Origin of the sequence: Ralstonia sp. 22086 (genome assembly GCF_052045975.1) — a bacterium.
Taxonomy (GTDB): Bacteria; Pseudomonadota; Gammaproteobacteria; order Burkholderiales; family Burkholderiaceae; genus Ralstonia; species Ralstonia wenshanensis.
The window spans coordinates 172,301-194,340 of sequence record NZ_JBQEPZ010000003.1 but is presented as its reverse complement, the minus strand read 5'-3'; the positions used below and the strand labels follow the sequence as shown (position 1 = coordinate 194,340).

Sequence of the window (22,040 nt, the reverse complement as noted above, 5' to 3'; positions counted from 1 at the left end):
TCCGCAGAACACGCCGCGGTTGGAGCCACTCTCGCAGCTCGCCGCGCAGCCTGCCAATGCTGTCAGGCACATCGTGGTGACGAGGAGGAGGGCGGCGAGGTGCTTCATGCAGCGGCGCGCGCTTGGCTGCCGGCGCAATGCGGGCAGCGCTGGCCTGGGATGTAGTCGGGAGATTGCTGTTCTTCCGGCGTGACCACGGCGCGGCAGGCGAAGCATTGCTTGGGGCCCGCCGGCAGCAGTTCGGCATTCAGAGCGGTGCGGTGGTCGAACACGAAGCAATCGCCGTCGTAATGGGCGCCGCCCACTTCCTCGAAATATTTGAGGATGCCGCCTTCAAGCTGATAGACGCGCTCGACCCCGATCTCCTGCATGTGGATCGCCGCCTTTTCGCAGCGGATGCCGCCGGTGCAGAACGACACGACCGTCTTGCCGGCAAAGTCGTCCTTGTGCGCGGCAATGGCGGGCGGGAATTCAGTGAATTTCTTGAGGTTGTATTCGACGACGTTCTTGAACGTGCCGACGGCAACTTCATAGTCGTTGCGCGTGTCGAGCATCACCACGGGGCGGCCCTCGTCATCGTGGCCCTGATCGAGCCAGCGCTTGAGATCTGGCGGCGCAACCGACGGCGCGCGGCCCTCTTCCGGGCGGATCAGCGGGTGGCGCATGGTAATGATTTCTTTCTTCATGCGCACCAGCAAGCGGCGGAACGGCTGGTGGTCGGACAGGCTTTCCTTCGGTGCCAGGTCAGCAAAACGGGCGTCGGCGCGCAGCCAACTGACGATGCCGTCAATGGCTTCACGCGAGCCGGCCAGGAAGATGTTGATGCCCTCGGGCGCCAGCAGCACGGTGCCCTTCAACTCGCGCGCCTGGCACTCGGCCAGCAGGGCGGGGCGCAGGGTCTCGCGGTCATCGAGGGTGACGAATTTGTAAGCGGAAATATTGACGATCTGCATGTGCTGCCGCGCCATTTTCTGGCGCCTTGGGTAACCCGTTGATTCGTAAGCCGAAATTATAGCCGCCCGCGCAGCCGTGCGGGGTTGTCGATGGTCAACCGGGCACGCCCGGAATGCTTTACGGAAGGTGTCACCCGGTACAATACGCGGATGAATTCGCCGCGCTTCGTCCACCTCCGTCTCCACTCCGAATATTCCGTCGTCGATGGCAACGTCCGTCTGGACGATGCCGTCAAGGCCGCCGCCAAAGACGGCATGGGCGCCCTGGCGCTGACCGATCTTGCCAACGCCTTCGGGCTGGTGCGCTTCTACAAGGAAGCGCGTGGCAAGGGCATCAAGCCCATCGTCGGCGCCGACGTGTGGATCACCAATCACGACGAGCGCGACAAACCGACACGCCTGCTGTTGCTGGTGCGTGACAAGCAGGGTTACCTGAACCTGTGCCAGTTGCTGGCCAGGGCGTGGCTCTCCAACCAACATCGCGGCCGCGCGGAAATCGCCCCCGAATGGTTCGATGAGCCTGGCGTGGAAAACGCCCCCCTGGCCACCGGCCTGCTGGCGCTCTCCGGCGGTATGGCGGGCGATATCGGCATGGCGCTGGCCAATGGAAACGATGCGCTGGCGCGCAAGCTCGCGACGAACTGGTCGCGCGTGTTTCCGGGCGCTTTCTACATCGAATTGCAGCGCGCCGGGCACGCCGGTACCGATGCCTACATTCAGCAAGCCGTGAAGCTGGCCTCGGCCATGCAGTTGCCGGTGGTGGCCACGCATCCGGTGCAGTTCATGACGCCGGACGATTTCACGGCCCACGAAGCGCGCACCTGCATTGCGGAGGGCGAACTGCTCGCCAATCCGCGCCGCGCCCGCCGTTTCACGACCGAACAGTATTTCAAGACGCAGGACGAGATGTGCGCGCTGTTTGCCGACATTCCGTCCGCGCTGGCCAACGCGGTGCAGATCGCGCAGCGCTGCAACCTCAAGCTGGAACTGGGCAAGCCCAAGCTGCCGCTGTTCCCGACGCCCGATGGCATGTCGCTGGATGACTACCTCGTCCAGCTTGCCAAGGAAGGGCTGGAAAAGCGCATGGAAGTGCTGTTCCCCGACGAGGCAGTACGTGAATCCAAGCGCGCCGAGTACTACGCCCGCCTGGAATTCGAGACCGGCACCATCATCAAGATGGGCTTCCCGGGCTACTTCCTGATCGTTGCGGACTTCATCAACTGGGCCAAGAACAACGGCGTGCCGGTGGGGCCGGGCCGGGGGTCGGGTGCCGGTTCGCTGGTGGCATATGCGCTGGGCATTACCGATCTGGACCCGCTCAAATACAACCTGCTGTTCGAGCGTTTCCTGAACCCGGAACGTGTGTCGATGCCCGACTTCGACATCGACTTCTGCCAGCACGGCCGCGACCGCGTCATTCAGTACGTGAAAGAGAAGTACGGCAAGGATGCCGTCTCGCAGATCGCCACCTTCGGCACGATGGCCGCCAAGGCCGCGGTGCGTGACGTGGGTCGCGTGCTGGACCTCGGCTACAACTTCGTTGACGGCGTGGCCAAGCTGATCCCGTTCAAGCCGGGCAAGCTCGTCACGCTCGAAGAAGCGAAGAAGGAAGAGCCGCTGCTGGCCGAGCGCGAAGCCAACGAAGAAGAGGTCAAGCAGCTCCTCGAACTCGCACAGCGCGTGGAAGGCATGACGCGTAACGTCGGCATGCACGCGGGCGGTGTGCTGATCGCCCCGGGCAAGTTGACCGACTTCTGCCCGCTCTACACACAAGGCGGCGAAGACGCCGGCGTCGTCAGCCAGTACGACAAGGACGACGTGGAAGCCGTCGGCCTGGTCAAGTTCGACTTCTTGGGCTTGACCACGCTCACGATCCTCGACTGGGCCGAGCGCTACATCCGCATGCTCGATCCGTCCAAGGCAGATTGGAACTGCAGTCACATTCCGCTGACGGACAAGAAGGCGTTCGACATCCTGAAGTCGGCCAACACGGTCGCTGTGTTCCAGCTGGAAAGCCGCGGCATGCAGGGCATGCTGAAGGACGCCAAACCTGACCGCTTTGAGGACATCATCGCCCTGGTAGCGTTGTATCGCCCAGGCCCGATGGACCTGATTCCGAGCTTCTGCGCGCGTAAGCACGGTCGCGAGAAGGTCGAGTACCCCGACCCGCGCGTCGAGCCGGTGCTCAAGGAGACCTACGGCATCATGGTCTACCAGGAGCAGGTGATGCAGATGGCGCAGATCGTGGGCGGATACTCGCTCGGCGGCGCCGACTTGCTGCGCCGTGCAATGGGTAAGAAGAAAGCCGAAGAAATGGCCGAGCACCGCGCGCTGTTCCGCGCGGGCGCGGCCAAGGATGGGCTCTCTACCGAAAAGGCCGACGAAATCTTCGACCTGATGGAGAAGTTCGCGGGCTACGGCTTCAACAAGTCGCACGCGGCCGCTTATGCGCTGCTGGCGTATTACACGGCGTGGCTCAAGGCGCATCACCCGGCCGAATTCATGGCAGCCAACATGTCGCTCGCCATGGACGACACCGACAAGGTGAAGATCCTCTACGACGATGCCCGGGGCAAGAACGGCCTGACCGTGCTGCCGCCGGATATCAACGCGAGCCAGTACCGCTTCGCCCCAACCGACGCCAAGACCATCCGCTACGGCCTGGGCGGCGTGAAGGGCAGCGGTCAGGGCGCGATCGAAGACATCCTGCGTGCACGCGAAGACGGCCCATTCAAGGACTTGTTCGACTTCTGCGAGCGCGTCGACCGCCGCCAGGTGAATCGCCGCACAATCGAAGCGCTGGTGCGCGCCGGCGCCTTCGACAGCCTCAACGCCAACCGCGCACAGCTGCTCGCTTCGATCGGCTTGGCCATGGAAGCCGCCGAGCAGAAGGCAGCGGCCGCCAACCAGGTGTCGCTGTTCGACCTGATGAGCGGTGACGATGCCGAGCAGCATCGCCCCGAACTTGTCGACGAACCGGCCTGGACGACCAAGCGCAAGCTGCAGGAAGAAAAGCAGGCGCTGGGTTTCTACCTTTCCGGTCACCTGTTCGATGAATACCGCGACGAGGTGCGCCGCTTTGCACGCACGACGCTGGCCGATCTAGCTCGCGAAGTGACCGACAAGGGCAATGGCGGCGGCTACGGCAACCGCGATGCACGTAACAAAACGGTGGCCGGCGTGATTGTCGGGCAGCGCACGCAGATGACGCAGCGCGGCAAGATGCTGATCGTCATGCTCGACGACGGCTCCGCCAGCGAAGCCACCGAAGTGACGGTCTTCAACGAAGTCTTCGAGGCCAATCGCGCGCTCTTCAAGGAAGACGAAGTGTTGATCGTGCAGGGCAGCGCCCGCCACGACATGTTCACTGGCGGCGTGCGGGTGACAGCCGAATCCGTCATGGACATGACCCAGGCGCGCGCGAAGTTTGCGCGTGCGATCCGACTGTCGATGAACGGCGATTCGACAGCGGCCAAGCTGCGCGATCTGCTCTCGCCGCATGTGGCGGCAGATGGCAACGGCGTCTCGGTACGCATCAACTACGTCTGCGAGCAGGCCCGCTGCGAAGCCGTGCTCGGCGACGCCTGGCGCATTGTTCCGAGCGACGACGCCATCGCCGCGCTGCGTCAGGCGCTGGACGCCGAGAACGTGGCAACGGTGTACGAGTAGTCTGAAGATGGCGCAGGGGGCGCCATCGCCGGGCGTACGCTCGGCAGGACTGCAGTCTCAATACGATTATTACTAGAGCATCCATGAACGTCGGAATCTCGTGCAACGCGCTGGGCTACAGCGGCGGCAGCGAGCGCTACGCGATGGACCTGGTGCGCGGCCTGCATGAGCGCGCCATCCGTCCCGTGTTCTTCGCCAAGATGGTGGACAAGGCGCTTCCCGAATACCGCCAGGTCAAGGCAGTTGCATTGCCCACGCGCAAACTGCCCGGCAAATTGAATGACCACGCGTTCGGCTGGCTAGTGCGCTATCTGGCCAAGCGGGAGCACATCGATCTGATGATCGGCTGCAACCGCACAGGGGCATCCGATATCGCCATTTGCGGCGGTACGCACGTCGGTTATCTCAAGAGCTTTTCCAAAGAGGCCGCTTTCTGGGACCGCCAACAGATCGCGCTGGAGCGCAGAGACTATGTCCGCTCGCACGTTGTTGTTGCGCACTCGCGGCTGATGGCGCAGGAAGTGCTCGACTATTACGACATTCCGGCGGCCAAGGTGAAGACGGTGTACCCGCCGGTGAGCGAGACGAAGTTCTCGCCGGTGGGTGAGGCCGAGCGTCAGCGGCTGCGCGATGAGCTGGGCTTTGCAAAGGACCGCGTCACGTTTGTGTTCCCCTCGTCGAGCCACAAGCGCAAGGGCTATCCGCTGCTGGAGGCGTTCTTCTCCAAGACGGATTTGCCGGTGCAACTGGCGGTGATCGGACGGCCGGTGTCGTCGTCCTCGCCCAACATCCGCTACCTGGGATACCGCAAGGACATCGAGAACGTCTACCGCGCGGCGGACTACACAATCCTTGCTTCGCACTACGAGCCGTTTGGGCTGATTGGCGTGGAGTCCGTGCTGTGCGGCACGCCGGCCGTGCTGGCAGCCAACATCGCCTGCACCGAGGTGATCTCGGAGGAGGGGGCGCCCACCTTCGATCTCGACGATCCAGCCACGCTGGCGCGTACGATCGAAGCCGCTGTTGCCCGTGCGCAGGCCGGCCAGGCACGCGTGGCGAATCCGCGTGAGCATTTGCGCTATGACCCCAGCATCACTGCGCACATCGATGCCTTGCTGGCGCTTGCACCTGGCGCGGGGACATTGCGATGAACGGCTCGATGCAACGTGGCCGGACGCTGATATCCAGTGCGCCGGCGGCGCTGGCCGTGTTCGGAATTGCCATCCTCCCGGCTTTCATGCTGTCGGTGCGCGGCGCAGCGTTCCTGTCGTTCTTGCTGCTGCTGGTGGCCGCGTTCTGGTCGATGCTGGCCGCGCCTGCAGAAGTCATGAACCGACTGCGCGCGATGTGGCGCGAACATCGGTGGCTGATCCTGGCCATGGCCGCCATGCCGACTGCGATGCTGGTCAGTGCGCAGCTGAACCCGGCCGCGCCGCGCACTGTGCCGTTTGCCTATGGCAGGCTTTGGTTGTTCGGATTGGCGCTTTTTGCGCTGTTGAAATTGCGGCCTAAACAGCTGGAGAGTGTGCAGTGGGGATGTGTTGCAGGGGCACTGGCGTCGGTTGTGTGGGCCTACCTTGAGTTGCGTGTGGGGCGGCCAGACAAGATCGGCGCGTTCGCCAACACGATCCCTTTCGGCAATCTATCGTTGCTGATGGGGCTGTTCTCTCTGATTTCTATTGGTTGGTCCAAGAGGGACGGCTGGCTGCTTGTTATCTTGCGCGGAGTGGCAGGCGGCGCTGGCCTCTATGCGTCGTACCTGTCCCAGGCGCGCGGTGGATGGATTGCAATCCCCGTACTACTGCTGATCGCCGTGGCGACGCTGCGCCATGTGAGCTGGAAGAAGCGCTTGTCCGCCTTGCTGGTGTTCTTCGCGCTGTTGGCGGCGATATGCGTGTCGTCGAGTATGGTGCGGACCCGCTTTGATCAGGCGATGGGGGACATCCATGCTTATCAAGCTGGCCAGACGAACACCTCTGTGGGCATTCGCTTCCAACTCTGGAAAGCGGCCACGCTGATGTTGACGCGCCATCCGCTCGCCGGGGTGGGAAGAGGCCAATTCGAGCCCGCCCTCAAGGCGATTCATGCGGAGGGGCTGATCACACAGGAAGCGACTGCCTTCGAGCATGCCCACAACGAGTTTCTATACAATGGCGCCACGCTTGGCGTGCTGGGCATCGGCGCATTGTTGGCGCTGTACTTGGTGCCTGCCGCGTACTTTCTGCGCGCTGCGCTGTGCGACGATCGCATCCTACGCACCACGGGAGCGATGGGCCTCACGTTATGTGTCGGTTTCGTATTGTTCGGGCTGACCGAAGTGATGCTGATCATCGCGCAGACGGTCGTGTTCTACAGCGTGATGGTGGCCATATTCACCGCGCATATTCATCGGCGCCGGCAGCAGCTTGGCGCCGCTCCTGTTCTCTGAGATCGCTTTCGCATGTCCGCATCCAATCGAGCCACGCTCGCCGTCATCATCGTCGCCAAGAACGAAGCCGCTGATATCGGCGACTGCATCCGTTCGGTGCGAGACTGGGCGGACGATGTCATCGTCTTCGACTCGGGTAGCACGGACGGCACGCAAGACATCTGCCGCCAGCTCGGTGCGCGCGTGTTCGAGACCGACTGGCCCGGCTACGGCGAGCAGTCCAACCGTGCCTTGCGCGAGGCGCGTACCGACTGGGTGCTCTCGCTGGACGCCGACGAGCGCATCAGCCCCGAATTGCGTGCCGAGATGATCGCCGTCCTGGAATCGGGTAGCTCACACACCGTCTACTCGATGCCGCGCAGCTCCAGTTTCTGCGGCCGCTTCATGAAGCATTCGGGCTGGTGGCCGGACCGCATCCGCCGCTTCTTCAAGCGTGAACAGGTGACGTTCTTCGATGCGCCGGTGCACTCGCACCTGGTCTTCGAGGGTACGGTGGGCGACTTCCGCGCGCCGATCATTCACTACTCGATTCCCGACCTGAAGGCTGCGCTTGACAAGGCGAACGATTATTCGACCGCCGGTGCGGCCGCAGCCTATGCCAAGGGCAAGCGCGCGTCGCTGGGCAGTGCGATTGGTCACGGGCTGTGGGCGTTCATCCGTACGTACATCATCCAGCGTGGTTTCCTCGATGGTGCGGAGGGCTTCATGCTCGCCGTGTCGAACGCCGAGGGCACGTACTACCGCTACATCAAGCTGATGATGCTGCATCGTCATGGCAAGCGCTGAGCCGCCGCGTCGCATCGCCCTCATCGTTACGACGTATAACCGCCCAGATGCGCTGGCTCGCGTACTGGCCGGCTGTGGCGCACAGACCGACCACGCATTCGACGTCGTCGTCGCTGACGACGGTTCGCGCGATGACACACGCGTGGCGGTCGAAGCCGCTGTCAAGACTGCGCCGTATCCACTACGCCATGTCTGGCATCCCGATGACGGCTTTCGCGCGGGTGAGATCCGCAACCGCGGCGTGCTGGCGACAGACGCCGACTACCTCGTTTTTCTCGATGGCGATTGCGTGCCGCGTCCGGATTTCGTGGCGCGGCATCGCGCGTTGGCGGAGCGGGGGCGCCTGCTGTCCGGCAGCCGCATCCTCCTGAATGAAGCGATGACGCGTGAGGTCGTCGCCCAGCAGATCGATATCCACTTGAAGGACCGCGCGTATTGGTTTGCCGCCTGGCGCGCGCGCCGCATCAACAAGTTCCTGCCGCTACTGGTGCCAGGTTTGCCGGTGCCTCGCACCTTCAAGGACACCAGCCTGCGCGGCATCAAGAGCTGCAACCTTGGCGTGTGGCGCAGCGATTTCGAGCGCGTGAACGGCTTCGATCAGAGCTTCGTCGGGTGGGGCCATGAAGACGCCGATCTGGCGGTCCGCCTGTACAACGCAGGTGTGCGGCGCAAGCGCGGCTTCTGCGCGACTGAGGTCTTCCACCTGTGGCATCGCGAGCAATCGCGCGAGCAGGAAAGCCCCAACTATCAACGCATGATGGCTCGGCGCAATACCGACATCATCCGCGCAGACGCTGGGCTTGCAGAACTGCGAGGGCAGCGCGCCTGAGCGGGCGCCATCTGCTCACCAAGTCTTCTTCTGCTTAACGATGCCGAGGAACGGCCGCACGAAAATCTGATAGAGGAACTTGCGCACGAAGATCTGGCGCAGGTGATGGCCGACGCCAAGACGGTTGTCGGCTTCGCGGCTTTTGATAGCGCGATCGGCTTCCAGGTTGGAGCCGCTATCGAAGTGCTGCACGCCAATCACATAAGGCACGACCGCGCGTATCTGCACGATGCCTTCGCGCTCGAACTTGTACCAATAGTCTGCGGCCAACCACACCGGATAGAGCTGCTCAACCATGCGCTTGGCCGCCGCGCGCGTGATGAAATAGCCATGCGCGAGCCACTGGTAGTTGGCAAGTTTGACCGTGCGGTGGTCAGCTGTCAGCGGCCGGGCGCTGCGTTTGTAGTAACGGTCGATGTGCGTGAGCAATGTGACGACCGGTTCGTCGGGCGACACGCTCTGTGCGAGCGCGTCGAGCACGGCTGGCACATCCGGCCCGAGCTTTGCATCGTCTTCCAGGATGAGCGCGTAGGGCAGGTTCTGCTCGATCATTGCCCGGTAGACACCTAGGTGGCTCAGCGCGCAGCCGACTTCGCCGACAGTCAATTCGCGGCTTTGACTCGTCGCGCGCGCATGATCGTAGTGGCGCGCAAGTTCGTCGGCGGGGAGCGCCTTGCCGTACACAGCTGGGAAACGGCTGTGCGGCAGGCCCAGCGCGTCAAGCTGGCGTTCCAGCGCCTCGCGGCGTCCGGCGTCGTGCTCAAGATTGATGAAAAACGTGGGAACGCGCGAACTCATTGCAGAAGCGTCAGATGATGCGTAGGCCAGTCTGGACCTGGGATTGCGCAGCAGAATGGGCCGGGTGGTCGATTGCCGCTAAAATGCCGGGTCGCCCGTCTGTCGGATGACAGCTGCTGCAACGCACTTTATGTCGGCGGCGCTGACCGCCATGCGACGCAAGCTGCCCACCCTCATTTGAAAACGCCGTGAGTATACAAGCAAAGTCTGATCACCCAGCGCCCGCCAAGCCGATGCTCAAGCGGTTGTGGGGCTACCTGCGCCCCGAATTGACCGCCTTCATCCTGGCAATGGTCGCCATGGGCGTAGTGGCGGCCACTGAGGGGATCATCCCGAAGGTCGTAAAGGATTTGCTGGATCAGGGCTTCGGCGGTGAATACGCCGGGAGGCTGTGGCAGGTGCCGGCCATGCTGGTGGGCATTGCCGTGGTGCGCGGCATCGCGCAGTTTGCGTCGACGTATCTGTTGAGCCTGGTGTCGAACAAGGTGCTGCTGAATCTGCGGATGAAGATGTTCGAGCGCCTGCTGCAGGCGCCGGCTTCGTACTATCAGCGCAATACGGCGGCGTCGATCATCAACGCGGTCATCTTTGAAGTGAACCAGGTGCTGCAGGTGCTCACCGGCGTGTTCATCACGCTGGTGCGCGATTCGATGACCGTGCTGGCGCTGCTGATCTTCCTCTTCTATACCAATTGGCGCCTGACGCTGGTGGTGGCGGTGATCTTGCCGATCATCGGGCTGCTGATGTCGCGTATCAACCGCCGGCTGCGCTCGCTCAACCGCGAGAGCCAGAACCTGACCAACCAGGCCGCCTATGTGGTGGAAGAAGCCGTGGGCGGCTACAAGGTCGTCAAGCTGCATGGCGGCGAAGCGTATGAATCGCTGCGCTTCAATGCCATGACGAATCGTCTGCGTGGTTACGCCATGCGCGTGGCCGTGGCCGGTGGCCTGAACCAGCCGGTGACGCAGTTTCTGGCCGCGCTGGCGCTGTCGATCATCCTGGCCATTGCCATGATGCAGGCGCAGGCCAACCAGACCACGGTCGGCGGCTTTACCGGCTTTGTGATGGCGATGCTGCTGTTGATCTCGCCGCTCAAGCACTTGACCGACGTGAATCAGCCGCTGCAGCGCGGCCTGACCGCCGCCGAGTTCATCTTCGGCCTGATCGACACACCGATCGAACCGCAAGAAGGTGGCAAGAAGATTGATCGCGCCCGTGGCGACGTCCGCTTTGACAACGTCACGTTCCGCTATGGCGAAGACGGCCGGGCAGCGCTTGACAACGTCAACCTGCACGTCAAGCCGGGCGAGGTCGTTGCGCTGGTCGGGCCATCGGGCAGCGGCAAGACCACGCTGGTGAACCTGCTGCCGCGCTTCTTTGATCCCACCTCGGGCACGATCTCGCTCGACGGCGAAGCGCTAGCGGATCTGGCGCTGCACGACCTGCGCCGCCAGATTGCCTTCGTGAGCCAGGATGTGGTGCTGTTCAACGACACCATTGCCGCCAACGTGGCCTATGGCGCGCGAGACGCCTCCGAGATCGACATGGCCCGCGTGCGCCGTGCGCTGGAAGCAGCCTACCTGACCGATGTGGTCGACAACCTGCCCGAGGGTATCGATACCAATGTCGGCGACAACGGTTCGAAGCTGTCTGGTGGCCAGCGCCAGCGCTTGGCGATTGCACGCGCGATCTACAAAGACGCGCCGATCCTGATCCTGGACGAAGCGACGTCCGCACTGGATTCGGAGTCCGAACGCCAGGTGCAGGCCGCGCTCGAACGGCTCATGGAAGGTCGCACGACCCTCGTGATCGCGCACCGTCTGTCGACCATCGAAAATGCCGATCGGATTATTGTGCTCGAGCACGGCAAGATTGCAGAAGCCGGCACGCACCGCGAGCTCATCGAGCGCGATGGGTTGTATGCTGGACTGCATCGCATCCAGTTCGCCACCCAGTAAGCCTTGCCTTTCGGGCGGCGTGCTCAGGATGCTCACAACAAAGGAGACATCGTGACGACCACAACGCCGCCCATCAGCCGGTTCCCCGTTCCTGAACTGGCAGACATTCCCGAAGATATCCGCGCGCGCATCCTGGAGGTGCAGGAGAAGAGCGGCTTTGTGCCGAACGTCTTCCTGGCGCTGTCGCATCGGCCCGACGAGTGCCGCGCCTTCTTTGCATACCACGATGCCCTGATGCTGCGCGATGGCAGCAGCCTCACCAAGGGCGAGCGCGAGATGATCGTGGTCGCCACGTCCGCCGCCAACCAGTGCCTGTATTGCGTGGTCGCACACGGCGCCATCCTGCGCATCTACGAGAAGAAGCCACTGGTGGCCGACCAGATCGCCGTCAATTACCGCAAGGCCGATATCACGCCCCGCCAGCGCGCCATGCTCGACTTTGCGATGAAGGTCTGCACCGAATCGCACACCGTCAATGACGCCGACTATGAAGCACTGCGCGCACACGGCTTCGATGATGAGGACATTTGGGATATCACCGGCATCACCGCCTTCTTTGGCCTGTCGAATCGCATGGCGAATGTGATTTCGATGCGGCCCAATGACGAATTCTTCCTGCTTGGCCGCGTGCCGCGCGAGAAGAAGTAGGGCGCAGGCCGCCTACGCCGTCAGCTCGCGCAACGCTTCGAGCAGCTTGACGGCCGGGCTCGGCAGAATGCCGTGCCGGCGGCGGAACGCGGTGAGCGTGCGGCGTGCCACCAGGCCGGGAATCGGCAATGGCTCGATCACGCCGGCGCGGCGCTCGGCATCGATCATCGGTTCGGCCATCCAGCTCAGGAAGCCGGAGCGCGCCACCAGGCTCTTGAGTGCCGTCACCGAGCGCGTTTCCACAACGATATTCGGCAGCCCAAGACCGGCGGCTTCGAATACCTGGCGCATGTGCTCGTACGGGCCGGTGCCGCGCGGCGGAACGGCCCAGAATGCATCCAGCGTATCGGCCAATGTCAGGCCTGGGCGATGGCGTAGCGAATGCTCCGGCGACGCGACCACGAAACTCGCATCCGCCCAGCGGCAATCCGCGATGGCGATGATTTCATCGGTATCCGCCATCGCCATGGAAAGCGCGAGGTCGATCTCGTGCTTGACCAACCCTTCGGCCAGCCGGTCCCATACGCCTTCCAAGATCTCTACGCGCAGGTTCGGCCAGCGGGCTACCACCGTGCCGACGGCCAGCGGCAAGACATAGCTTGCGATGCTGCCCACCGCACCCACGCGGATGGTGCCCTTGGCAAGGCCGCGCATCGCGTTGATCTCTTCCTGTGCGTAATCGGCCTCGTGCTGGAGCAGCGACGCGTGCGGCAGGAGCGCCTGCCCGATGGCCGTGAGTTGCATTCCCTTGGAATGCCGCTCGAACAGCGGGGCGCCCACTTCGTCTTCTAACCGCTTGACGATGCGGCTGAGTGCAGGTTGGGTGACGTGCAGCACCTCTGCCGCACGCCCGAGGCTGCCCGTGGAAACGATGGTGGTGAAGGCGCGCAACTGGCGCAGATCGAAAGTCATGCTGGAAGGTAATGACTTTTCCGAAATAATTCAATATCGCGTTAATCGCTACGGATTCCATACTGGCAGCCTGTTTCAAGGAGACTGCCTGTATGACCCGCACTTCGCTCGCGCTGACCACCGTGCGCGACGTCACGATCGACTTGCTGCGCCGACTCGGCATGACCTACGTGTTCGGCAATCCTGGCTCGACCGAGCTGCCGATGTTTCGCGATTTTCCGGAGGATTTCCGCTACATCCTGGGCTTGCAGGAAGCCGTGGTGGTCGGCATGGCGGACGGCTTTGCGCAGGCAACGGGCAATGCCGCGCTGGTGAACCTGCATTCGGCGGCCGGTGTCGGCAATGCCATGGGCAATATCTTCACGGCCTTCAAGAACCGTACGCCGCTTGTGATTACCGCCGGGCAGCAGGCGCGGTCCATCCTGCCATTTGATCCGTTCCTGGCTTCCAACCAGGCGACGGAACTGCCCAAGCCGTATGTGAAGTGGAGCGCTGAGCCCGCGCGTGCGCAAGATGTGCCGCTGGCGCTGGCCCGCGCATATCACATTGCGATGCAGGAGCCGCGCGGCCCCGTGCTGGTGTCGATTCCCGTGGATGACTGGGACCAGCCTGCCGCGCCTGTTGCCGTGCACGAAGTGGCGACAGCGGTGCGGCCCGATCCGGTCATGCTGGCGCGCATCGGCGACCTGCTCGACGCGGCGCAGCGGCCGGCGTTCGTGGTTGGGGCCGCGGTCGATCGCGCTGGCGCGTGGGATGCCGTCGTGCAACTCGCCGAGACCCACAACGCGCGCGTGTTCACCGCGCCGATGGCAGGGCGCGGGGCGTTTCCGGAAGACCACCGCCTTTTCGCCGGTTTTCTTCCCGCCATGCGTGAAAAGATCGTCAGCCTCCTGCAGGGACATGACGTGGTGTTCGCGCTCGGCGCCCCGGCGTTTACGTATCACGTGGAAGGCCATGGGCCGCATGTGCCGGTCGGGGCGAAGCTCGTGCAGTTGATCGACGATCCAGCGACCGCTGCGTGGACGCCGGAGGGCATTTCCGCCGTTGGCAACATCCGCCTGGGTGTGCTGGATCTGCTCGCCCGCCCCGCGCCACCGGCACGGCCGCTGCCCGCGCCACGCGTCGAATCGCCGCGCGCCGAGCCGGCGTCGCCCATGTCGGCGGCCTTTGTTCTACAGACGCTCGACGCTGTACGCGGACCCACAGACATCGTTGTCGAAGAAGCCCCGAGTGCCCGGGCGACCATGCAGGCCTATCTGCCGATGCGCCGCTCCGGCGCCTTCTACACGATGGACAGCGGCGGCTTGGGCTACGGCATGCCCGCCGCCGTGGGAGTTGCTCTGGCCACCCCTGGTAAGCGTGTCATCGGCTTGATTGGCGATGGTTCGAGCATGTATTCGATCCAGGCGTTGTGGAGCGCGGCGCTGCTCAAGTTGCCCATGACGTTCGTGATCCTGAACAACCGCCGCTATGCCGCCCTGCAGGATTTCGCCCCGGTATTCGGCTTTGCGCCAACCGACGCGGTGCAGGGCACGGATCTGCACGGCATCGATTTCGTAGGCCTGGCTCGCGCGATGGGTTGCACTGGCCAGCGCGTGAGCGACCCGCGTGCGCTGGAATCCGTACTGCGTACAGGGCTGCAATCCGCCGGACCAACCTTGATTGAAGTGGAGATCGCTTGATGACGAATACGAACATTGCCGCGCCGGATGCGGTGCAGACCATCTCGATGCTCATCAACGGCGAACGCGCGCACGCCGCCAGTGGTGCGGTGTTCGAGCGGCGGAATCCGCTTGACGGCACCGTGGCCACGAGAGCGCCAGCCGCCACCGTGGACGATGCCCGTCGCGCTGTCGACGCCGCCGCTGCAGCCTTCCCCGCCTGGGCAGCCATAGGACCGACGGAACGCCGCGCGTTGCTGATGCGTGCTGCGCAAGCGCTCGAAGCCAAGGGCGATGCTTTTGCTGCGGCGATGGCCGCGGAGACCGGCGCCTCCGCGCTGTGGGCCGGCTTCAACGTGCATCTCGCTGCGAGCGGTTTGCAGGAAGCTGCCGCCATGGTCACGCAGATTGCGGGCGAGATCATTCCGTCCGATGTGCCAGGCAGCCTCGCCATGGGCGTGCGCCAACCGGCAGGCGTTGTGCTGGGCATCGCGCCGTGGAATGCGCCGGTCATCCTCGCGGTGCGTGCAATTGCGTTGCCGCTGGCGTGCGGTAACACCGTCGTGCTCAAGGGCTCGGAAGTTTCGCCCGCCACGCACGGGCTCATCCTCGAAGCCTTGCAGGAGGCGGGCTTGCCACGCGGCGTCGTCAATTTTGTGACGAATGCGCCGGCCGACGCGGGGGCAGTGGTGGAGGCGATGATTGCCCACCCGGCCGTGCGGCGCGTCAACTTTACGGGCTCCACGCGCGTGGGTCGCCTCATCGCGCAGATGTGCGCGACGTATCTGAAGCCTGCTGTGCTGGAGTTGGGCGGCAAGGCGCCGCTGCTCGTGCTGGCAGATGCCGATATCGACGCCGCTGTCGATGGTGCGGCGTTTGGCGCATTCGCCAATTCTGGCCAGATCTGCATGTCCACCGAGCGCATCATCGTCGACGAAACCATCGCCGATGCGTTCGTTGCCAAACTGTCTGCCAAGGCCGCCGCGCTGCCACTGGGCGATCCACGCAAGGGGCCGGCGGTGCTGGGCTCGGTGGTCGACATGAGCACGGTCGAACGCTGCAATCACCTCATCGACGACGCGCTCGCCAAGGGCGCGAAGCTGTTGTGCGGCGGCAAGGCAGACAGCACACTGATGCCCGCCACGCTGCTCGACCACGTCACGTCCGACATGCTGATCTACGCGGAAGAATCATTCGGTCCGGTCAAGGGCATCGTGCGCGTGAGCGGTGACGATGCCGCCATCGCCTGCGCGAATGACAACGCGTATGGCTTGTCGTCCGCCGTGTTCAGCCGCGATGTGGCGCGGGCGATGAACGTTGCGCGCCGCATCGAATCCGGCATCTGCCACATCAACGGCCCGACCGTGCACGACGAGGCGCAAATGCCGTTCGGCGGCGTCAAGGCGAGCGGCTTCGGGCGCTTTGGCGGCCGCGCCGGTGTGGCGGAGTTCACCGAACTGCGCTGGATGACGGTGCAGACCACGCCGCGCCATTACCCGTTCTGAGCCACGATGCCGATGAAGATCGCAATCCTCGGTGCGGGCGCCATGGGCTCGCTGTTTGGCGGGCTGCTGGCCGAAGCCGACAAGCACGTCACGCTGCTCGACATCAACGACGCGCATTTGCACGCCATTGCTGCGCACGGTTTGCGGCTGGAAACCGATCGCGGCGATCGTCACGTGCGGAATCTGCAGGCGCTGCGTCCGGGCGATGCGACAGAGGTACCCGATGTGCTGATCGTCTTCACCAAAGCGATGCACACACGGGCCGCATTGGCGAGCGTGCGTCATCTCATCGGCGCCTCAACGCATGTCCTGACGCTGCAGAATGGGCTCGGCAATGTGGAGGCGCTGGCGTCGGTCGTGCCACAGGAGCGCATCTTCGTTGGCGTGACGACGTGGCCAGCGGATCTTGCTGGGCGGGGCCACGTGCGCTCCCACGGCGCGGGTTTGATCCGCCTGATGAGCGCAGACGGCACGCCGCGTCCGATGCTGGCACGCGTGGTCGATACGCTCAGCGCCGCCGGCCTGAACTGTCAGTCCGATGCGAACGTATGGGGCGCTGTGTGGGAGAAAGTCGCCTTCAACGCCGCGCTGAACCCGCTGTGCACGGTGCTGAATCAGCCCGTCGACGCGCTGGGTGCGGTGGAAGACGGCCCACTGCTGGCGCTGACCATCGTGGACGAAGTGCTGGCCGTGGCACGCGCCAGCGGCATTACGGTTGACGCCGCGAAGGTGAGCGACAACGTGCGGCACGCCATCGTCGCGCATCGCGGGCACAAGCCGTCGATGCTGCAGGACGTGCTTGCCGGGCGCCAGACCGAGATCGAATCCATCAACGGCGCAGTGGTGGCGACGGCACGCCGGCATGGCGTGCCCGTGCCGCACACCGAGACGTTGATGCAGTTGGTGCGGTTGGTGCAGGCGAGCGCCGTGCACCAGCGGGCGCCCTAGCAGGACGAGGTACCTAGGGATTCATTCGATGGCGCGCAGACGCCACCTCAACGGAGACAACCCCATGAAGTGCAGTTCCAAATTGTTGAGCGCAGTGGTGGTATCGCGTTGCGCGTTCGCATGCTCTACGCCCCCACGGAGGCCGGCATGAGCCAGAACCAGACCACGCTCGATATCGGTACGGTCCTCGATGATGGACCGTTTTCCTTCGCGCAGAAGATGGCGGTGCTGCTGGCAGCCTTTGCAATCGTCATGGATGGTTTTGACGGCCAGTTGATCGGCTTTGCCATCCCCGTGCTCATCAAGGAGTGGGGCATCACGCGCAACGCGTTTGCACCGGCGGTGGCTGCGGGCCTGATTGGCATGGGGCTCGGCAGCGCGCTGGCGGGCCTGCTTGCCGATCGCTTCGGGCGACGCTGGGCGTTGATCGGCAGCGTATTCGTGTTTGGCGTGGCGACGTGCTCGATCGGTTTTGCACCGAATGTGGCGACAATTGCCGCGCTGCGATTTATCGCCGGTCTGGGTATTGGTGGCGCGCTGCCAAGCTCCACGACGATGACGGCGGAGTTCACGCCTGCGCGTCGCCGCACGCTGGCGGTGACGGCCACCATCGTGTGCGTGCCGCTGGGCGGGATGGTGGCAGGTCTGTTTGCGGGCCACGTGCTGCCGCTCTATGGCTGGCGCGGCCTGTTCTGGATTGGCGGTGCGCTGCCGCTCGTGCTTGGTTTTGTGTTGGTGGCCGCGCTGCCAGAATCGCCGCGCTTCCTGGCGCGTCGCCAATCGCATTGGCCACAACTGGCGCATCTGCTATCGAAGATGGGGCGCGATGTGCCCGCCAATACCGCGTTTGCGGATGTGGCGGGTCAGAAGGTCATTCAGCACGCGAGCTTCCGCTCGCTTTTTGCCCCGGGGCAGGCGCGCGATACGGTGGCGCTTTGGGCGGCCTTCTTCATGTGTCTGCTCGCTGTGTACGCAGCGTTCAGCTGGTTGCCGACGATGCTTGCTTCAGAAGGCTTGAGCGTGAGCGTGGCGGGCTCGGGGCTCACGGCGTACAACCTTGGCGGGGTGATCGGCGCGTTGGTCTGCGCGGTGACGATCGCACGGTGGGGTTCGCGTTGGCCAATGGCGCTGTGTTGCGTGGGCGCGGCCGCGAGCGCCTTTGCGTTGCAGGGTGTCGACGCCAAGCTGAACACGAACCTGCTGATCGTCGGGCTTGGGCTGCACGGGCTGTTCGTCAACGCCGTGCAATCGACGATGTATGCGCTCTGTGCCTATGTTTATCCGACGGCGGTGCGCGCAACGGGCACGGCGTCGGCGGTGGCGTTCGGTCGGCTGGGCGCGATTCTCAGCGCGTTTGCTGGGGCGATGGTCATCACCGCCGGCGGGTCGGCGGCCTATCTGGCCATGCTCGGGATCGTGATGTTGGTGGTGTTGGCCGCGCTGCTCGCCATGCGCGAACAAATTCCGCGTCTGACCGAGCGTGCGCGAGCATCCTTGGCAGCCGCGCCGGTTTCGCACGGCAGCCCGGTCAAACCGTAACTGCCGGCGCTTGTGGGCAGCACTACATCAGGATGATGTCGTACTGCTCCTGGCTGGCCGCCGACGATTCCACCTGCAGCGAAATCGGCTTGCCGATGAAATCCCCCAGCATCGCAAGGTGCTGGCTTTCTTCTTCCAGGAACAAATCGATTACCGACTGCGACGCGAGGATGCGGAATTCGCGCGGATTGAACTGCCGCGACTCGCGCATGATCTCGCGCAGGATGTCGTAGCATACGGTGCGCGGCGTCTTCACCTGGCCCTTGCCCTGGCACACCGGGCACTGCTCGCACAGCACATGCGCGAGCGATTCGCGCGTGCGTTTGCGCGTCATTTCCACCAGGCCCAGTTGCGAGAAGCTGTTGACCGTGATGCGCGTGCGGTCGCGCGACAGCGCCTTGCGCAGTTCCGCCAGCACCGCATCGCGATGCTCGGCCGACTCCATGTCGATGAAGTCGATGATGATGATGCCGCCCAGGTTGCGCAGCCGCAGCTGACGCGCAATGGTGTGGGCTGCTTCCAGGTTGGTCTTGAAGATCGTGTCGTCGAAGTTGCGCGCGCCCACGTAACCGCCGGTGTTGACGTCGATGGTCGTCATCGCCTCGGTCTGGTCGATCATCAGGTAACCGCCCGATTTCAGGTCGACCCGGCGCGACAGCGCACGCTCCACTTCCGCTTCGATGTTGTACAGGTCGAAGATCGGCCGTTCGCCGGTGTAATGCGTCAGGCGCTCGACCACAGCCGGCGTGTATTCCTGCGCAAACTCGACGAGCTTCTGATGGTTCTCGCGCGAATCGACCTGAATGCTGCGCGTTTCGTCTGTCACGAAATCGCGCAGCACGCGTTGGGCGAGGTTCAGGTCCTGATACAGGATCGACGGGGCGGGCAGGGTCGTCGCGTTGTGGCGGATGGTCGCCCAGATCTTGCGCAAGTACGCAACGTCGTTAGCAAGCTCTTCGTCGGTCGACTCTTCGGCGATGGTGCGCACGATAAAGCCGCCGCGCTCATCGGTTGGGACCATGGCGGTCACGCGCGAACGCAGCGCTTCACGTTCGGCCTCGTTGCCGATTTTTTGCGAGATCCCGATGTGCGGGTCTTGCGGCAGATACACCAGCGTGCGGCCGGCAATGCTGACCTGCGTGGACAGCCGCGCCCCTTTAGTGCCGATCGGATCCTTGATGACCTGCACCATCAGCGCCTGGCCTTCGAAGAGCGTTTTTTCGATGGCGACCTGCGGTGTAGGCGGCGCGTCTTTGGCATCACGCGGGTGCCAGATGTCGGCCACATGCAAAAACGCGGCGCGCTCCAGCCCGATATCGATAAAGGCCGACTGCATGCCGGGCAGCACGCGCACCACCTTGCCGAGGTAAATGTTGCCGACCAGGCCGCGCGTCAGCGTGCGCTCGATGTGAAGCTCTTGAACAGCGGCTTGCTGGACGATGGCCACGCGCGTTTCTTGCGGCGTGATATTGACGAGGATGTCTTCGGACATGGGGATACCTGGAGAGCGGGTTTCAGCACCCGCCTCTGGGCCGGACAGCGTTGCCCGAAGCGTGTCTTGAAACCGGCCCTCGCACGCTGTCCGGCGCGTGCATCAATGGCCGGTCAGAGAGCGCGAGTTACAGCGTGGTTCACAGCGTGATGCCCGCCTGTGCGAGCAGCGCTGCTGTCTCGAACAAGGGTAGGCCCATGATACCCGAATAGCTTCCCGAGATATGGGCGACAAAGGCGGCTGCGCGACCCTGGATGCCGTACGCGCCGGCCTTGCCAAAGGGCTCGCCGCTGGCGATGTAGCGGGCGATGTCGTTGTCCGTCATCACGGCAAAGCGCACGTCGGAAATGGACAGCGCGTGCATCGGCGTGCCGCTGGCGGTGACGACCGTCACGGCGGTCAGCACTCGGTGCTCGCGGCCAGACATGGCGCGCAGCATGCGGTGGGCATCGGCGGCGTCGGTCGGCTTGCCGAGGATCTCACCGCCCAGGCATACCGTGGTGTCGGATGTGAGGATCGGCAGGGCAGGGAGGGTGCGGGCGATGCGGCGGCGCACCGCAGCTTGTGCCTTCAACGCGCAGACACGTTGGACGTAGTCATCTGGCGTCTCGCCGGGAAGCACGGCTTCCAGCGCTTCGGCATCTTCATCGTCGGCGGCCAGCAGCAGCTCGAATCGCGCGCCGATCTGGCGCAGCAGTTCCTGCCGGCGCGGGCTTTGCGAGGCGAGATAGAGGTGTGGCGCGCCGGGTGCATCCATGGTCATACGCGGTGGTACGGGTGGTTCTGCGTGATGCTCCACGCGCGATAGAGCTGCTCGGCCAGCAGCACGCGCACCATGCCATGCGGCAGCGTCAGGCTCGACAGGCGGATCAGCGTACGGGCTTTTGCCTTGAGCGCCGGGTCCAGCCCATCCGCGCCGCCGATCACGAAGGCGATGTCGCCGCTTTCCTGCTGCCATCCGGTGAGGGATTCTGCCAGTGCGACGGTGGTGAGATCTTTGCCGCGCTCATCCAGCGCGATCATGCGGCAGCCCTTGGGCAGCGCGGCTTCAATGCGCGCGGCTTCAAGTTGCATGACGGTGGCGGCGGTGCGGCTGCCCGAGCGCTGCTCGGGCTTGATCTCACGCAGTTCGATGCGCAGTTCGGGCGGCATGCGCTTGGCATATTCAGAGAAGCCGTCCTCGATCCAGGACGGCATCTTGTGCCCGACGGCAACGATCAGCAACTGCATGGCGAGACTGCGTGCTCGACGTTACGCTGCGCGCTTTTTGGCCGGAGCGCGCTTGGCTGCCGTCTTGGTGGCCGTTTTTGCGGCGGTCTTGCCGGTACCGGTTGCGCGCTTGGTTGCCGGCTTCTTGGCGGCTGTCTTGGCGGGAGCCTTCTTGGCCGGTGCCGCGGCCTTGGTCGGGCGCTCGCCTGCCAGCTTCGGCTTGGTGGTGCGGCGTTTGGCGGGCGTGACCTCTTCGGCCTCGTCTTCCTCGTCGTCGTAACCTTCGCTGGCCTTGGGCAGACCGCGCTTGCCGGTGCCGCCGAGCTCGATGCGCACCGGCTTGTCGCCCCAGATCTCTTCGAGGTTGTAGTACTGGCGAAGTTGCGGCTGCATGATGTGGACCACGGCGTCGCCGCAGTCGACGAGCACCCATTCGCCCACGTCTTCGCCTTCCACGGCGATGACGTGGCCGCCGGCTTCCTTGACGGCGTCACGCACCGATGCGGCGAGGGCCTTGGTCTGGCGGTTAGATGTGCCGCTGGCGATGACCGTGCGGTCGAACAGTTCGGTCAGGTGGGTCGTATTGAAGACCTTGATGTCTTGCGCCTTGACGTCTTCGAGCGCGTCGACGATCACGCGTTGTAGTTTGCGAATATCCATACTGAGTGAGAAGAACGTTTAAAGGGCGAGAAAAAAGGTCGAAAA

Annotated in this window: 18 protein-coding genes; 11 read left to right on the top strand and 7 right to left on the bottom strand. The window is 64.0% G+C overall.

Annotated elements, in window-relative coordinates; translation table 11 throughout:
* Positions 1-104: 104 nt before the first annotated feature.
* On the bottom strand, positions 105-953 hold the full coding sequence (locus tag ACTJK6_RS14090) for a sulfurtransferase (protein WP_440817486.1): 849 nt from the start codon (positions 951-953) through the stop codon (positions 105-107).
* A 150-nt stretch (positions 954-1,103) separates the two neighbouring features.
* Between ACTJK6_RS14090 and dnaE the strand changes: the two genes are divergently transcribed.
* From dnaE to ACTJK6_RS14065, 5 genes are all read left to right on the top strand, one after another.
* The gene (gene dnaE, locus ACTJK6_RS14085) at positions 1,104-4,622 is read left to right on the top strand and encodes a DNA polymerase III subunit alpha (protein WP_440839401.1); all 3,519 of its coding nucleotides are present in this window, start codon (positions 1,104-1,106) and stop codon (positions 4,620-4,622) included.
* Between the two features lie 83 nt (positions 4,623-4,705).
* Positions 4,706-5,773 (top strand): glycosyltransferase family 4 protein, encoded by a 1,068-nt coding sequence (locus ACTJK6_RS14080; RefSeq protein ID WP_440839400.1) that lies wholly within the window; start codon positions 4,706-4,708, stop codon positions 5,771-5,773.
* The gene (locus tag ACTJK6_RS14075) at positions 5,770-7,050 is read left to right on the top strand and encodes an O-antigen ligase family protein (protein ID WP_232040608.1); all 1,281 of its coding nucleotides are present in this window, start codon (positions 5,770-5,772) and stop codon (positions 7,048-7,050) included. Before ACTJK6_RS14080 ends, ACTJK6_RS14075 begins: the two co-directional genes overlap by 4 nt.
* A 12-nt stretch (positions 7,051-7,062) precedes the next feature.
* Positions 7,063-7,836, top strand: coding sequence for a glycosyltransferase family 2 protein (locus ACTJK6_RS14070; protein ID WP_232040607.1), 774 nt, complete (start codon positions 7,063-7,065; stop codon positions 7,834-7,836).
* Entirely contained in the window at positions 7,823-8,665 is an 843-nt protein-coding gene (locus ACTJK6_RS14065) for a glycosyltransferase family 2 protein (protein ID WP_440839399.1), read from the top strand. The genes ACTJK6_RS14070 and ACTJK6_RS14065 overlap by 14 nt, the downstream gene beginning before the upstream one ends.
* 15 nt (positions 8,666-8,680) lie before the next feature.
* Here the strand turns inward: ACTJK6_RS14065 and ACTJK6_RS14060 are convergent, their stop codons facing one another.
* Positions 8,681-9,463, bottom strand: coding sequence for a glycosyltransferase family 25 protein (locus ACTJK6_RS14060; protein ID WP_440839398.1), 783 nt, complete (start codon positions 9,461-9,463; stop codon positions 8,681-8,683).
* Positions 9,464-9,696: 233 nt separating this feature from the next.
* Between ACTJK6_RS14060 and msbA the strand changes: the two genes are divergently transcribed.
* Both msbA and ACTJK6_RS14050 read left to right on the top strand, forming a co-directional pair.
* Positions 9,697-11,421, top strand: a complete 1,725-nt coding sequence (gene msbA / locus ACTJK6_RS14055; RefSeq protein ID WP_232043030.1) for a lipid A export permease/ATP-binding protein MsbA — start codon at positions 9,697-9,699, stop codon at positions 11,419-11,421.
* 51 nt (positions 11,422-11,472) lie between these two features.
* A complete protein-coding gene (locus ACTJK6_RS14050; protein WP_440839397.1) occupies positions 11,473-12,069 on the top strand; it encodes a peroxidase-related enzyme in 597 nt (198 codons plus the stop codon).
* Between the two features lie 12 nt (positions 12,070-12,081).
* Here the strand turns inward: ACTJK6_RS14050 and ACTJK6_RS14045 are convergent, their stop codons facing one another.
* Positions 12,082-12,981, bottom strand: a complete 900-nt coding sequence (locus tag ACTJK6_RS14045) for a LysR family transcriptional regulator (RefSeq protein WP_440839396.1) — start codon at positions 12,979-12,981, stop codon at positions 12,082-12,084.
* 92 nt (positions 12,982-13,073) lie between these two features.
* Here ACTJK6_RS14045 and mdlC point away from each other — a divergent pair, with 92 nt between their 5' ends.
* The 4 genes from mdlC to ACTJK6_RS14025 all read left to right on the top strand — a co-directional run bounded on the left by mdlC (position 13,074) and on the right by ACTJK6_RS14025 (position 18,634).
* Complete coding sequence (gene mdlC / locus ACTJK6_RS14040; protein ID WP_440076092.1) at positions 13,074-14,663, top strand: benzoylformate decarboxylase; 1,590 nt, start codon at positions 13,074-13,076, stop codon at positions 14,661-14,663.
* Between the two features lie 32 nt (positions 14,664-14,695).
* Entirely contained in the window at positions 14,696-16,147 is a 1,452-nt protein-coding gene (locus ACTJK6_RS14035; RefSeq protein ID WP_440839621.1) for an aldehyde dehydrogenase, read from the top strand.
* Positions 16,148-16,159: 12 nt separating this feature from the next.
* Entirely contained in the window at positions 16,160-17,095 is a 936-nt protein-coding gene (locus ACTJK6_RS14030) for a ketopantoate reductase family protein (protein WP_440839395.1), read from the top strand.
* Positions 17,096-17,215: 120 nt separating this feature from the next.
* Positions 17,216-18,634 carry an MFS transporter gene (locus tag ACTJK6_RS14025; protein WP_440839394.1) on the top strand — a complete coding sequence of 473 codons (1,419 nt, stop codon included), beginning with the start codon at positions 17,216-17,218 and terminating at the stop codon, positions 18,632-18,634.
* A 22-nt stretch (positions 18,635-18,656) separates the two neighbouring features.
* On the opposite strand, the gene rng is transcribed toward ACTJK6_RS14025, so the two are convergent.
* From rng to rsfS, 4 genes are all read right to left on the bottom strand, one after another.
* Positions 18,657-20,126: a ribonuclease G gene (gene rng, locus ACTJK6_RS14020; protein ID WP_232040599.1), complete on the bottom strand. Its 1,470-nt coding sequence runs from the start codon at positions 20,124-20,126 to the stop codon at positions 18,657-18,659.
* Positions 20,127-20,265: 139 nt separating this feature from the next.
* Positions 20,266-20,889, bottom strand: coding sequence for a Maf family protein (locus tag ACTJK6_RS14015; RefSeq protein ID WP_232040598.1), 624 nt, complete (start codon positions 20,887-20,889; stop codon positions 20,266-20,268).
* Positions 20,886-21,356 (bottom strand): 23S rRNA (pseudouridine(1915)-N(3))-methyltransferase RlmH, encoded by a 471-nt coding sequence (gene rlmH, locus ACTJK6_RS14010; protein ID WP_440839393.1) that lies wholly within the window; start codon positions 21,354-21,356, stop codon positions 20,886-20,888. Before rlmH ends, ACTJK6_RS14015 begins: the two co-directional genes overlap by 4 nt.
* Before the next feature lie 21 nt (positions 21,357-21,377).
* The gene (rsfS, locus tag ACTJK6_RS14005; protein ID WP_260801890.1) at positions 21,378-21,995 is read right to left on the bottom strand and encodes a ribosome silencing factor; all 618 of its coding nucleotides are present in this window, start codon (positions 21,993-21,995) and stop codon (positions 21,378-21,380) included.
* Positions 21,996-22,040 lie beyond the last annotated feature (45 nt).

Excerpts from the sequence above, each read along its gene's own strand:
- ACTJK6_RS14090 (WP_440817486.1), bottom strand. The coding sequence starts at position 953 with ATGCAGATCGTCAATATTTCCGCTTACAAATTCGTCACCCTCGATGAC.
- dnaE (WP_440839401.1), top strand. The coding sequence starts at position 1,104 with ATGAATTCGCCGCGCTTCGTCCACCTCCGTCTCCACTCCGAATATTCC.
- ACTJK6_RS14080 (WP_440839400.1), top strand. The coding sequence starts at position 4,706 with ATGAACGTCGGAATCTCGTGCAACGCGCTGGGCTACAGCGGCGGCAGC.
- ACTJK6_RS14075 (WP_232040608.1), top strand. The coding sequence starts at position 5,770 with ATGAACGGCTCGATGCAACGTGGCCGGACGCTGATATCCAGTGCGCCG.
- ACTJK6_RS14070 (WP_232040607.1), top strand. The coding sequence starts at position 7,063 with ATGTCCGCATCCAATCGAGCCACGCTCGCCGTCATCATCGTCGCCAAG.
- ACTJK6_RS14065 (WP_440839399.1), top strand. The coding sequence starts at position 7,823 with ATGGCAAGCGCTGAGCCGCCGCGTCGCATCGCCCTCATCGTTACGACG.
- ACTJK6_RS14060 (WP_440839398.1), bottom strand. The coding sequence starts at position 9,463 with ATGAGTTCGCGCGTTCCCACGTTTTTCATCAATCTTGAGCACGACGCC.
- msbA (WP_232043030.1), top strand. The coding sequence starts at position 9,697 with ATGCTCAAGCGGTTGTGGGGCTACCTGCGCCCCGAATTGACCGCCTTC.
- ACTJK6_RS14045 (WP_440839396.1), bottom strand. The coding sequence starts at position 12,981 with ATGACTTTCGATCTGCGCCAGTTGCGCGCCTTCACCACCATCGTTTCC.
- mdlC (WP_440076092.1), top strand. The coding sequence starts at position 13,074 with ATGACCCGCACTTCGCTCGCGCTGACCACCGTGCGCGACGTCACGATC.
- ACTJK6_RS14030 (WP_440839395.1), top strand. The coding sequence starts at position 16,160 with ATGAAGATCGCAATCCTCGGTGCGGGCGCCATGGGCTCGCTGTTTGGC.
- ACTJK6_RS14025 (WP_440839394.1), top strand. The coding sequence starts at position 17,216 with ATGCTCTACGCCCCCACGGAGGCCGGCATGAGCCAGAACCAGACCACG.
- rng (WP_232040599.1), bottom strand. The coding sequence starts at position 20,126 with ATGTCCGAAGACATCCTCGTCAATATCACGCCGCAAGAAACGCGCGTG.
- ACTJK6_RS14015 (WP_232040598.1), bottom strand. The coding sequence starts at position 20,889 with ATGACCATGGATGCACCCGGCGCGCCACACCTCTATCTCGCCTCGCAA.
- rlmH (WP_440839393.1), bottom strand. The coding sequence starts at position 21,356 with ATGCAGTTGCTGATCGTTGCCGTCGGGCACAAGATGCCGTCCTGGATC.
- rsfS (WP_260801890.1), bottom strand. The coding sequence starts at position 21,995 with ATGGATATTCGCAAACTACAACGCGTGATCGTCGACGCGCTCGAAGAC.